This is a genomic window from Litchfieldella xinjiangensis (genome assembly GCF_000759345.1).
In the GTDB taxonomy this organism is placed as follows: Bacteria; Pseudomonadota; Gammaproteobacteria; order Pseudomonadales; family Halomonadaceae; genus Litchfieldella_A; species Litchfieldella_A xinjiangensis.
Window position 1 is genome coordinate 77788 of the sequence record NZ_JPZL01000004.1, and the last position, 12867, is coordinate 90654.

The window sequence follows — 12867 nt, forward strand, 5'->3', positions numbered from 1 at the left end:
GGCGTGGCTGGCTAGCGCCAGCCACGGCTATCTTGTTGGGTGCCCACCTGGGAGACTGGCTGTACTGGCAGGAAACAGGTCGCCACATCGGCTACGAGGCGGCTGAGCTCACTCAATCCGCTGACAGCCTGGTACTAATGCTGATGGCGCATTGGCCGTGGGTACTTGCCCTGCTTGGCATCACCGCGCTCGTCGGGCTTATCAAGTGGGTTCCCGCAACACGACAGCAACGTACATGGCGAATCGAGGCGAGCTTGCTCGGTGTGATTCTGGCCACCGTACTTATCGTCAGGGGCGGGCCCACTGGGCTTCCGCAAGGACCGCATGAAGCCCTTCGTATTGGTAGCGCCCCACAAGCCGTTGCTGCGCTCAATGGTGCCTACGCAGCGCTTTATGGCCTAACCAAGGATAACAGCCTGAAGGCTCCCGACCTGGATTGGCTGACGCTCGAGGAAGCCAACCAGCTGGTCGCTTCACTCTATCCCACCCCGGCAAGGCTCACCCCAGTCGCAGTAGAACAGCCCGTCGCGCCCATTAATGTGGTCATGGTATTGCTCGAAGGCTGGTCAACCGCTGTGGCAAAACCACTGGCAGATGGCACGCCCGTAACGCCAAACTTCAACGTGTTTGCCGAGCACTCGTTGAGTGTGGACGCCATGATTTCAGGGGGCTCGCGGACTACCGAGGGCATGTTCAGTACATTCTGCAGCTATCAGAACCCATTGGGCAGGAGCGTCGCGCAAACTCAACTGGCCATGCACCCTTACGATTGCCTGCCGCATCAGCTCAGTAATGCCGGCTGGCAAAGCGCGTTTTTCCAAGGTTCCCACGAAGACACCAGCGGTACTGGCTCCTTCGCCCAAGGGCTGGGGTTCCAGGCGAGCTATGGAAAAGATGACATCGAACAGCGCACGCATCCGGAAAACTATTGGGGTGTGTATGACGAAGATCTGTACCGCTTTGTCATCGACCAGATGGATAGCATGACTGAACCGATGTTGGTCGGAATAAATACCAACACTACCCACGACCGCCAACTGTCCCCCGGTTCGAAACGCCTGGTCGAAGAAACCGACTCGGCCGCGCAGGCCATCAATGTCCTCCACCTGGCAGACCACGAACTCGGCGATTTCCTCACTGCGCTTGAAGCTCGTGACTGGCAGCATCCATGGATGGTTGTCCTGGTGGCCGACCATACATCCCGTGTCGATTCGTCGACCCTGGAGCGATATACCATCCCCTTCGCCTTGCATGCGCCAGGTCTGATAACGCCCCAAAGAATCCCCCAAGTTGCCCATCAACGTGATATCGCCCCTACAGTACTGGACATAATAGGACTCGACATGCCCCACGCCATGGGCATATCACTACTGCAGCCTAACGCTGAACGCTTCGCTGAATATTATTCCAACGGCAGTATCGGATGGATCTCCGGTGATACCTTGCTTGAGTTCTCGCTTAGCGAGCCACAACAGGCCGCATGCTACCGCTGGCGCACCGATCCGCTCATGAAACAGCCCGAGGCATGTACGGCGGAAGCCGCTCACCAGCAACGGTTGGCATACGCCCTGACCAAGCTCGCTCAGCACAACCTCTACCAAGGCACTACCCGGGCGTTTCATTCCCCAACACAAACTGCCACAGGCATAGAGCATATGCAGGCCGGTAATCGCCAAGCCGTGGAGGCTCATCGTGATTCATGACAAGAAGGCCGTTTGACCCCTTCCTTCAGGCCAAGGATCATACGCAGTTGCCATTCATAAACGCCGGAAGCCAGACATGCCCGCCAAACGTATTGCCTTCGTCATTTCCGATCTCTATGGCGGCGGCGCCGAGAAATCGCTCTTATATACTGCGGACGGGCTACAACAGCGTGGCAACTCGGTCAAGGTGTTCATCTTGCGCGACAAGATCGAGCAGACCATCCCCGAAGGGCTGGATGTCGAGAACCTGGCAATCATCAGCAATGCCACCAAAGCGCTGAATAGCGAGTGGGTACGCAAATGGCAGGCAAGTTGCATAGCAGAAGCCATGGCACGCTTCCAGGCCGATACGGTGCTCTCATGTTCGTGCGACCGCATCACCCGTCACCTGAAACATCCGAATCTCTACTTCTGGATCAAGAGCGATATTTCGGCGCGCTTTCGTGACAGCGATAAGCGCGATAGCGTCTTCGCCCGTCAGCGCGAACTGTACAACGGTCGCAAGGTGGTTGCCGTCTCGCAGGGCGTAAAAGACAGCCTGCTTTCTATGGTGGGCCTCGAGCCGAGCGAGATCCGCGCCATCTATAACCCTTATCAGCGCGAGCCCTTCGTACAACTTGCCCAGGAGCCCGCCCCGGTGCCGGAAGGCGATTATCTCCTTCACGTTGGGGCGTTCACCTCGGTCAAGCGTCACGACCGGTTGCTACGCGCCTACAAGGCCAGTGGCGTAACGACTCCGCTCGTGCTGCTGGGCAAAGGGGATCATGAGGCACGCATTCGCCAGCAGATCAGCGAGCTCGGCCTGGAAGCGCGCGTCACGATCATGGGGTATCAACCCAACCCGTATCCGTTCATTCAAGGCGCCAAGGCACTGATCCTGACCTCGGATGCCGAAGGCCTGCCGCGTGTGCTGATCGAATCCCTGATGCTGCATACGCCGGTGGTCAGTGTCGATTGCCCCAGCGGCCCGCGTGAAATCCTGACCCAGGAGCTTGCCGACTTTCTTGTCGACCCCCAGAACGAAAAAGGCCTGGCCGATGCGATCGCGCGCATGGACCAGGCCCCGTTGCGTATCGAGCCGCGTCACTACCAGGCGTTCCTGGCCGACACCGTACTGCCCCAGTTCGAGGCGTTGTAATCCGCCATGAAGCTGCTCGATATCCCCTTCAATGACAGGCGCCGTCGGTACCTGATCTTTCACGCCGAGCGCTTGCCCAGCCAACTGCGCCTGGCCAGTACCACCACGACCGAAGAATTTGAACAGCACGCCAGCAGCCGCTTCTACGTGGCCGAGTCGCATCCCGTACTCGCCAAGGTGGTGCCCGACAAATTCTCCAAGCGAAAGCAGCCCCTGAAATGGCTAACACGGGATTACCTGGAAAAACGCTGGCTATTGCAGGCCGATGCCGGCAAGGAGTATCGCAGCCTGCAGATCCTGCATCAGGCGGGGCTCACCACGCCGGCTTGCCATGGCTGGGGCATTTCCCTCAACCCGGGCAACCGCAACGCATCACTGCTATTGATGGAATACCTGCCCGAGGCCCGTCCCGGCGGGGAGTATTTCGATGGCCTGCGTGAGCGCGAACGGCTGGCGTTTCTCGATGAGTTTTGCCGGCAGGTGTTGCAACTCGCCCGGGCGGGCTACGTGCATCGCGACCTTCACTACAACAACCTGCTCGTCACCCCACATAACGCACTGGTGTGGATCGACACACATGTGCGTGCCCTGCCCCGCTCGCCAGCCAAGCAATGGGACGCCATCGCCGGTTCGCTGACAGTCAATAAGCTACGCGGCGAGGCCTATCGGGACTATGCCGAGCGTGTACTGCGCGAGCAGTGGAGCGCATGAACAAAGGTAGCGACAAAGCGGCGAGCGCCGATCACGAGAGCGAACCACGCGAGGCGGAAACCTGCTCGGGTGACGACTTGCGTTTCGCAAGTGACTCGCCACGTGGCCTATCGGTGATGCCCTGAAGAATCCTGCTCACTTCCTCCGGCCAATTGAAATGATACTTCCCGGTCAGTGATTCCACCTCGCGGCATGCCATGGGGTAATGATCGCGCACATAACTCAAGCGCTCGGCCAAGTGACGCTCGCCCTTTTCCAGATCGAACAACAAGCGCGAATCGTGATCGACCATTTCGGGGCTTCCCCCGGTGCTCGACAGCAACACGGGGATGCCCTGGGCGATGGCATCCAATGCCGCGTTGGAGAAATCGTCGAATAACGAGGGCAACACGAACAGATCGATATCCCGGTAGAAACCACTCATGTCCTTGCCCCACGCGCGAAACTCGATATTGGGGAAGCGTTCTTTATCCATATATTGCTGGGCCCAGTCATACTTCTGCCAGTTACCCTGAATAACCAGCCGGGAAGCCGGGTCTCCCATGTCGATAAACGCCTGGATCAAAAATTCGACATTCTTGCGCTTGGAGAGCTGGCCGCAGTAGCCAATGGTGAAGGGACCCTTTCCCATGGCAAAACGACACTGGGGAGCGACGGAGGAATCGTTATAGAGCGTGTAAGACAGGATGCCGTGCTTGCGATGCAGCCTTTCATCCGAGATCCGCGCACTCGAATTGTTATAGACGATCGCCTCAGCCCGCCGCTTGATGCTGCGATTGAGCGCACGGATCAGCCAGCCATAAAGCAGCGGCTCGTTGTACTTACCCTGATAACGGGCCTTGCCACGTATGAATAGTACCTTATGCGCCCGAACCAGGCGGCCCGCCAGAAAGCTCATGCCATTATGGGTATCGAAGGCCAGCCACACCGGCTCGTTCGACCGACGGGCAATACGCAGCGCCTGAACGACGCCGTGGGCTGCTGACAGCACCTTGTTCAGCCCCAGCCACTGCCTACGCGGGCGTGCCAGTGTCAAGCGGGTAATGTTGGCATGTTTAGGTAGCGTGAAGGCATCAGGCACCACGAGATGGACCCGATGCCCCTCTCCAGCCAGGTGCCAAGCCAAGTTGCGCAATCGCAACCAGCACCCCTTATCCATTGAGCCATTGTACACGGCGATAAAATCTTTCATGACAATCCCTTGCAGCGGCAACAGCGGGCGATCCAAGCCCAGTGACTGACTAAATCAGCAAAATCTCTGACAGTGTAGACCAAAGGTAACGGCAGGTAAAAATACATGCCAAGCCAACCTCAGCCCCCTCATTTCACTTTGCTGATAAATCGCTCAAATAAAAATGCCTCGTCGCCTTTCAGCGAGCGACCCAGGCAATCTATAAATTCATTCCTGTAATTAGAAAAGCGTGAGGGTAGTTTGTAAGTATCAAGGTCAATCGCAACCACGATTTGATTACTTACCAAGAAGTTTTTTGTGTGTAACCCTCGCGATAGCAAGCCGTGATTGTATAACGAGACCAGAATAGCAACGAATCGATCCTGCAACTGATGTGAACCTAATATCTCTTGCTTCAGCGGCACACCATGAACATTACGGGTCACTAGACGATATTTTTTCGCTTCGATGATTTCTGGGGTTGCGATCCCCATTTGCTGCAGATGGTTAGCTACAACCTGAAAATTGATACCAGGATGGTTCTTTACTCCCAACGCATAGCGCAATTTATCGTAAATTTTAGGATGGAAAGTTTTAACGAAACAATCTTCCGCCTCGTCGTAATAGACATGACTGTACTTACCAGACTGAATTAATTTCACTAACTTACACCGGAAAGAGTTTAAAATACACTTGACATATGAAGCGTTAACAATCTAAACGCCGAATAACACGTGCTGGAGCTCCTGCAATTACAACATTATCATCAAATGCTTGCGTAACTACGGCATTCGCACCAACCACAACGTTACTCCCAACACTACCTAACCCCACAAATTTAGCCCCTGGGTAAATAACTACATTATTACCGACACGCCGCATCGTGCCATTATGGCCGTCGGGCGGGCCCGCTAAAGTGACTTGCTGATAGAGGCGTAAATCGCCACCCAAGATCAAGTGGCCGCCAATAACAATAGAGGTGGGATGCGGGAGCCGTAAACCTGGCCCGATCTGGGTTCTCGAGCCAAGGTGTACCCCATAGTTCTTAACCAGCTGTTTTACTGAATTACGAAAGCTGCGTCTAAAACCGACGCTTTCCAAGTATTGGGCCCAGCGCAGCATAATCACGGCTTGGCGGCTCGGATCTCCGAAGAAGTAACACTTGGCGAGTCGAAACAGCCTTAAGCGGGGCTTGCCTCGGAGGACTTCCAACTCACAAGTATCAAGAAATGTCGCCCAATCCATCAGTCAGCTCCGCACGAATTTTTCAACAACGACGCTAGGCAAAAAGTCGTTCAGCCAAGCCTCATCAATGGCTGGCTTCTCTCCCGCCAACGCCGTGCTTATGCCTGTCGCCAGCGAGTCGACATCGCGCTCCACTACCGATGTTTCCAAAGGCCCCTTGAGGATTTCACGAATGCCGCCCGGGCAATCCACCGACAGCACGGGCGTACCGCAGGCCAGCGCTTCGAACAACACGATGCCCATGCCTTCGAAACGGGAGCTCAGCACAAACAGCCGCGCATGATGCATCCAAGGGTACGGGTTAGCTTGCTGCCCGGCGAAGATCACCCGCTCACTGATCCCCAGTTCTTCGGCCAGGGCTTCCAGCCGGGGGCGCTCCTGCCCGCCGCCCACCAGCACCAGACGCTCCCTGGGCTGCGCCTTGGCATAGGCACGAAGCAGCAACGCCTGATCTTTGGCCGGCACCAAGCGGGCCACATTGACGATGTATGGCTCTACGGGGAGTTGCGACTCAACCTCACGCATGGCTTGGCGGATCGAGTCTATTGGGCACGGGTTGGGGATCACTGACAGCGATGCAGGCGTGAAATCCAATACCTGGCTGGCATCACGAATGTTATCCGCGACCCCTTGCGATACCGCCACCAGCCGCTTGCGATGGAACAGCACCCAGGCGAACAGCTTCCCCTTCCAACCCGACTCGCCGCGATACATCAGGTTTTCCAGCACGAACCGAGCCCGGGGGTCGTTAAAGGTCCAGATCCGTTCGAATGTACCCACGCCGCGGAACACGATGAGATCCACCGGGCCGTACCGGCGTTCGAAGCGTGTTAGCCATACGCGAAAGAGCCAACCACCCAGCCAGCCTGTCCACACGAAATGCGAGCGGCGAATCACCGGGTTCAGAAACCAGCGGGACAACATTTCGACAAAAACACCGATAACGGTCAAGCGCTGCCAGCGCTGCAGCGGTAACCGATGCCGCTGAACGCTTTCGTTCTCCTGGTGCAAGGATCGCTTGGCCGAAACGAAGGTGAGCAGATGGCTTTCGTGGCCCTCGTCGGCAAAGGCATCGGCAAGATTCACCGCGACACGTTCCATGCCCCCCATCTTTGTGCTTTTCACTACGACCAAGGTACGCAGCCGTTTCCTGGGCTGCGGCTCATTGAATGCGGTCACATGGGGTCCTTCATCGGGTAGCGCTGAAGCCACTGCCAGCGCCAGATATGCGTTACCAAGCCACCCATCACCAGATTGTAGAGGTAGACCCCCGACCAGAAGAACAGGAACGACTCGAACATGTTCACGATACACCAGAACACGAAGAAGCCGACACCGAACAAGGCGACATCGTCCGGCATGACACCGGCTCGCCAAGCTAACCAAGTCCCCCGCGCCACCCATACGGCGAGCGCCACGAAAACGCCCAGACCCAGCACGCCATACGAAACGATAAGTTCCAGCAGGCTGTTGTGTAGGTGGCCATACGCCTTGCTTGGCTCCGGCAGCCAGTCGGTGTGCTTCATGACGAGAGATCGCCCCTCAGCGCCCCACCCCACAATTGGCCGCTCAGCGATCCATTCTGCCGCCGCCGCCCAGGAGAGCACACGATTACCAATGCTGCTGTAGGGGACGTTCCTGAAGTCACCCTCAATGACGATATCGATAATCTGTTGCTCATCATTGAGCCGTTTAGCTACCGTATCTTGAAAGAGTGTCCCGGCGGACATAAGTACTAGAGCTATCGCTACTAGCGTCACAATTATTGCCCGGTTGGCAAGACGCAGCCGCCCCTGCCGATGAAGCACACCCATCCATATCAACAGCATAACCGGCAAGGCGACAACCAACGCGAACCAAGTTGCACGTGTTTGGGTCACAGCAACGCCACTCAAGACGACCAACAGGGCCGCCAACCAGAGCCCAGTGCCCAGCCACCACCATTTTTTTAAAGTGAGCACACGCTTGGCGAAAACCACCAGCCCGACCAACCCTGCACCAAAGAACAAGCTGGTGTGCTGGGCATTATGAATCCCGAAATCGACACGGTGACCCAAAAACCCCCGCATCCAATCCTGCCAAGCCGAATTGGTACCCAGGGTGATCAGCAGTAACCCTAGCAGGCCCAGCCCCAAAATGATGAACGTGTTGCGAGTACTTCCGCCTAGCCACCAGGCGATGCCCAAGAATAGGAAATGCTTGGCCAAGCGATCCAGCTTAGGATGATCTGTCATCCACTCAGGGTGATTACGTGTGCCCAAAGTCCAAGAAATGAGCTGAACCAAAATCGCCGCCAGTAGAAGCCAGACGGGTAGAGAGTTACGAATGCCAGCGCCGTTGCGAAGCAACCAGCCTAGGCCCAACAATGCCAGAACGGTGCCAGCCAGCTCGCCTACGTCCGGCAAGGGCAGCCGAAGCAGTGAATAGAGCACAAGACACAAAAGACCGGCCCAGGCAAAGGGCCGTGGGCTGTGCCATCCCCCCGGGAACGTTTCTAACGAATCCAGGCGTGGCATTGAAAAGGGAAAAGCACGGCTCATGGGTTGCCTTTGCTACAAAATGGATATGAACGCTTGCCTTCCATTGGCCTTGCGAAATGCGCGCGGGCGCCCAAGGCGCCCGCGCGAAGTATATCAGTCGTTAAAAAGATGACCACTCCCCAAATACCCATAGGTGCGGCCCTGTGGCTGTGGGCACAAAGGACTTTCGGCCGATCGGCTCATCGGAAGCAGCCTCCTCGATTGAGCGAATCAGCGCACCCCGCAGCTCGCATTTACGGCTTGCGATCTTCTCTCTAGGACAGGGGACACAAAGAAACATTGCCTAACGGATAGTCAAGGCATAATGAAGGATCGGGCATTTAAATGCCGCTGTGATAATTGGTTATGAAAGGCCATGCAGCTAAAACACGGCTTTTGAGGTATTATCCACGGCAAAAGTTTGGCTGGCTAGAAAACGCATCGGAAAAAGCAGTGTTCACTTGTGAAGGCCGGGTCAGGACAATCCATAGGCAGGGCACCGAAAGCCACGCTGATGCTCCTGGTGCAGCAGGCCATACGCCGCGAGGCGATTGAGAATCTACCCAAGGGCAGGCCACTCCTCAGCGCTTGGTCGGCACCTTCTGACCCGTGGTGAAGCAGCTGCTATTGTGAATATGGGTCAGGACGATGCCGCAGGGAAGCTGATCATGGATGATCACCTGCCAATGCAGTTTTTAGCGGGCCTGCCTTTCCGCCTTGTTTCCCTCGAAGCATGGCAATGCCCATCCCATCTCCAGCAGCTCATCGCCCTAGCTTTCGCCGGCGATACAGGCCTAGCGCCCGAAATACCTTACCCGTAGTGGCTCATCGTCACGCGGCGCACCATGGTATCGAGCCATTGATCTAGCCAGGCCCAGCAGTCGACAGGCACCTAGTTGGCGAAGCCAAAGTCTATTCCAGTCACTTGACCGCACGCCGCTTCGCTTCGGGGTTACCACTTTTCCTGAGACGAAACCCCCGAGCGCGGTATTGTCGAGGGCGCTTGCCGCAATAATCCTTGAGCCGGCGTTCGCGATCTCTAGCTCACATAGATGCTTGGACTAAGATACCTCAATGCATATTTACTAGACTTTTCAACAGTCTATGGTTCGCTTGGTCAGCCATTTCTCCCGGTCCAGCTCGGAGAAATGGCTGAGCTTTTGGGGAAGCCTGAATACAGCGGTTGATGGGCTTTAGCTCGGCCCTGTTCGCCTTCGGAGAGGAGGGTTAAGAAACCATTTAGCAAAGCATGCCAATGGGAAGATACTCTTCGCTGGGGGACGGCCTAGATATTAGTAACACCGGGTACATAGGTGCGCCGCTCCAGCAGTCCCAGCAAACTGGCTACTGTCGAGGTCAAGACGAGGTAAATAATTCCTGCCCAGAGGAAAACCTGAAAAAAGTCGAAGGTACGTGAGCCGATATCCGAAGCGATGGCGGTAATTTCTACGACGCCGATTGTGTAGGCGATTGAAGTGAATTTCAGCTCGATAATAGCCTCGTTGGACCATTGAGGGATAACCCGCCGCAGTGCCTGGGGTAGCATAATGTGACGGATCGCTTGCCATTGAGACATGCCACAGGCCCTGGCCGCCACCAATTGCCCCTTGGGTACCGACAACACCGAGCCACGGAAGTACTCCGCCTGATAGGCCGCACTATTAAGCGTGATGGCTATTACTGCCGCAGTGAAGGCATCGAAGACGATGCCTACATGGGGTAAACCAAGATAGATGAAGAACATCTGCACCAGCATGGGCGTTCCGCGAAACAGCTCCACGTAAGCGGTACTGATCCAATAGAACAGCCTATTGCCATAGACCCTGGCCCAGCAAAGCATTAAACCAAGAAAGAAGCCCAGCGTTATGGCGATGATCCACAGCAATAGCGTGACCGGCACCCCCTGAAGTAGCCGTGGCAACCACTCGATGCCGAACTCAATAAATTCAAGCATGGCTCACTCATGCTCCTTGATAATATTCAGAAAGGCTCGGGTACGATCGCTGGCAGAAGCGTCAAACAGCTCTGCGGGGGTGCCCTGTTCCACGATGTGGCCGTTTTCCATAAAAATGATCTCGTCTGCGGCCTGGCGGGCAAAGCTCATTTCGTGTGTAACGACAACCATGGTCATGCCCTCGACCGCCAACTGCTGCATCACCCGCACTACCTCACCGGTCAGTTCTGGATCTAACGCCGAGGTGGGTTCGTCGAACAAGAGTACATCCGGATCCATTGCCAGGGCGCGAGCAATAGATACACGTTGCTGCTGGCCACCCGAGAGCTCAGCGGGGTAAGCATTCGCCCTTTCACTCAGCCCGACTCGTTCAAGCTCACGATGCGCTCGCTGGGTGGCGTCATCCTTGTTGATTCCATTGACCTTGATTTGGCAGATACGAACGTTATCGAGGACAGTGAGATGTGAGAAAAGATTAAAATCCTGAAAAACAAATCCCATACGGGCCCGCATGGTGTCGATATTGGAGTCCAGCACTTCCTTGCCGTTAAGATAGATCCGTCCTGCATCTGGCACCGTGAGCTGGTTTATGCAGCGTAGCAGTGTACTCTTGCCCGAGCCGGAGGGGCCAATCAGCACCTTGGTCTCGCCCCGGTAGAGTCCAAAGCTGATCCCTTTAAGAACCTCGACACCATCATAAGCTTTCTTGACTTCCTGGACGTCCAGGATCAAATCATCGGCCATTCTTGGCTTCCTCTCGCGTTATTTTCCAAAGCCTGGCACGGCCAGCTTACGTTCATAGGCATAGAGCAGACTGTTTCCGACTCGGTTGAGAACGAAATACAGCAATGCAACCACGGCGAACACGGTGAGAACGTTGCCCTGGGTGCTGGTGATAATGTAATGGGCCTGACGGGTCAGCTCGACTACGCCAATAACATAGGCTAGAGAGGTTTCCTTTATTTCCGAGGAAAACTCATTGGTCCAAGGTCCGATAGCATGAATCGCGGCCTGGGGAAAAATGATTTGGCGGATCGCCACCATCTTGGACATGCCCATCGCTCGGGCCGCCATCATCTGTCCAGACGGTACCGATTGGAAAGCGCTACGAAAGATTTGGGACTGGTAGGCCGCTGAGCGAAGCCCCATCGCCAATACGGCCGCACCAAAAGCAGAAATTTCAAATATACCTGACATGCCATAGTAAAAGATGAACAGCATAATAATGATAGGTATGCCCCGAAAGACACGCTCATACAGCTTGAGCGGCCACTGCACGAGCCGGGTTTTTGGCCCGTAGAGCTGCAAAAGGCAAATCGCCAGGCCCAAGACAAAACCAATGATCAGGAGCGCTACCAGCAGAACAATGGCGACCCCTAACCCCTTAAGAAGAAAGGGGAAATCACGTAGCAGTACATCGTAGATATCCATGGCAACTTTCCTAACGTGACGGGCGCCCTCCCTTCGGAAAGGCGCCCGTTTTCAATTGCCTTATTCGTTACCGTGTTCAGGTAAGCCTGCAACCGGCTTTTGGTAGGTATCAACGAAGTCTGGCATGTGGCCGGGAATCGTCGGAACGGAAACATCGGGAATGTATTCATGCACAATCTCTTCCCACTCACCGGATTCGTAGATAGCGAGGATTCCTTTATTCAGGTCTCCAAGGATGCCTTGGGGGTCGTCCTTGGTGACCGCAAGGGCCAAGGGGGCGCGAATGAAGATTTTGCCAGCCATCTTCACCGGCTTGCCGGCGTTGATATATTCCTGAGCGGAGGTGTCATCGACAATCACCGAAGAGATGCGCCCAACTCCCATATCATCCACGGCGGTGACATAGTTATCGTATTTGGCTAGCTCAACATCGATATCGGTGGTATTCACGACATTTTCTTCCATCCAAGCCTGCTGCGAGGAGCCACCCTGAACCCCGACACGTGCCCCGCAGCACACGGCTGAGAATACGTTGAGTTCTGAATCTTCAGGCACAAGAACGACATCATTGGTTTCCCACCAGGGAATGGTGAAATCGATGTTTCGACTGCGCTCTTCGGTAACGGTTAGACCGGTGGCGAGAATGTCGATCTTTTCTGCGGCCAAGGCAGGGATCAATGAGGGGAATGGCATGTCTTGGAATTCGATCTCAATGCCCATCTCATCGGCGATCGCCTCCATCGCATCGATGGCTATACCTTTGAAATCACCCCCTTCCACATAGGCCCAAGGTGGGAAAGAGGCCTCTACGCCAACCGTATACGACTCCTGTGCAAACGCTGTTGTGGTCAGGCAGCCGCCGAGGACCATGGTGCCCATCAAGGCAGGCAGAAGCGACTTTCTTATAGCTTTCATCGTGTTCTCACCTATTGTTCAATTGTATTACGCCCAGTAAATATGGATGGCGACTCTTGCAGCTGTCAAACAGACAGCCC

At 55.5% G+C, this 12867-nt stretch carries 11 protein-coding genes; 3 read left to right on the forward strand and 8 right to left on the reverse strand.

Going from position 1 to position 12867, the window contains the following annotated elements:
- Positions 1 to 35 precede the first annotated feature (35 nt).
- The 3 genes from JH15_RS15160 (at position 36) to JH15_RS15170 (ending at position 3552) form a co-directional block, all read left to right on the forward strand.
- Complete coding sequence (locus tag JH15_RS15160) at positions 36 to 1703, forward strand: LTA synthase family protein (protein ID WP_197053335.1); 1668 nt, start codon at positions 36 to 38, stop codon at positions 1701 to 1703.
- A gap of 76 nt (positions 1704 to 1779) precedes the next feature.
- Positions 1780 to 2841 (forward strand): glycosyltransferase, encoded by a 1062-nt coding sequence (locus tag JH15_RS15165; protein ID WP_043531895.1) that lies wholly within the window; start codon positions 1780 to 1782, stop codon positions 2839 to 2841.
- A 6-nt stretch (positions 2842 to 2847) separates the two neighbouring features.
- Positions 2848 to 3552, forward strand: coding sequence for a lipopolysaccharide kinase InaA family protein (locus JH15_RS15170; protein ID WP_043531896.1), 705 nt, complete (start codon positions 2848 to 2850; stop codon positions 3550 to 3552).
- Positions 3553 to 3583: 31 nt separating this feature from the next.
- Here the strand turns inward: JH15_RS15170 and JH15_RS15175 are convergent, their stop codons facing one another.
- The 8 genes from JH15_RS15175 to JH15_RS15210 form a co-directional block, all read right to left on the reverse strand.
- Positions 3584 to 4744 (reverse strand): glycosyltransferase family 4 protein, encoded by a 1161-nt coding sequence (locus tag JH15_RS15175; RefSeq protein WP_043531898.1) that lies wholly within the window; start codon positions 4742 to 4744, stop codon positions 3584 to 3586.
- 128 nt (positions 4745 to 4872) lie between these two features.
- On the reverse strand, positions 4873 to 5385 hold the full coding sequence (locus JH15_RS18140) for a BUD32 family EKC/KEOPS complex subunit (protein ID WP_156105340.1): 513 nt from the start codon (positions 5383 to 5385) through the stop codon (positions 4873 to 4875).
- 586 nt (positions 5386 to 5971) lie between these two features.
- Positions 5972 to 7147 (reverse strand): glycosyltransferase, encoded by a 1176-nt coding sequence (locus tag JH15_RS15180; RefSeq protein ID WP_231566457.1) that lies wholly within the window; start codon positions 7145 to 7147, stop codon positions 5972 to 5974.
- A complete protein-coding gene (locus JH15_RS15185) occupies positions 7144 to 8400 on the reverse strand; it encodes an O-antigen ligase family protein (protein ID WP_043532532.1) in 1257 nt (418 codons plus the stop codon). Before JH15_RS15185 ends, JH15_RS15180 begins: the two co-directional genes overlap by 4 nt.
- A 1372-nt stretch (positions 8401 to 9772) precedes the next feature.
- Positions 9773 to 10441 carry an amino acid ABC transporter permease gene (locus JH15_RS15195; RefSeq protein ID WP_043531902.1) on the reverse strand — a complete coding sequence of 223 codons (669 nt, stop codon included), beginning with the start codon at positions 10439 to 10441 and terminating at the stop codon, positions 9773 to 9775.
- Positions 10442 to 10444: 3 nt separating this feature from the next.
- Positions 10445 to 11185: an amino acid ABC transporter ATP-binding protein gene (locus tag JH15_RS15200; RefSeq protein WP_043531904.1), complete on the reverse strand. Its 741-nt coding sequence runs from the start codon at positions 11183 to 11185 to the stop codon at positions 10445 to 10447.
- An 18-nt stretch (positions 11186 to 11203) separates the two neighbouring features.
- On the reverse strand, positions 11204 to 11872 hold the full coding sequence (locus JH15_RS15205; RefSeq protein ID WP_043531906.1) for an amino acid ABC transporter permease: 669 nt from the start codon (positions 11870 to 11872) through the stop codon (positions 11204 to 11206).
- Positions 11873 to 11932: 60 nt separating this feature from the next.
- Positions 11933 to 12787: an ABC transporter substrate-binding protein gene (locus JH15_RS15210; protein ID WP_081949065.1), complete on the reverse strand. Its 855-nt coding sequence runs from the start codon at positions 12785 to 12787 to the stop codon at positions 11933 to 11935.
- Positions 12788 to 12867 lie beyond the last annotated feature (80 nt).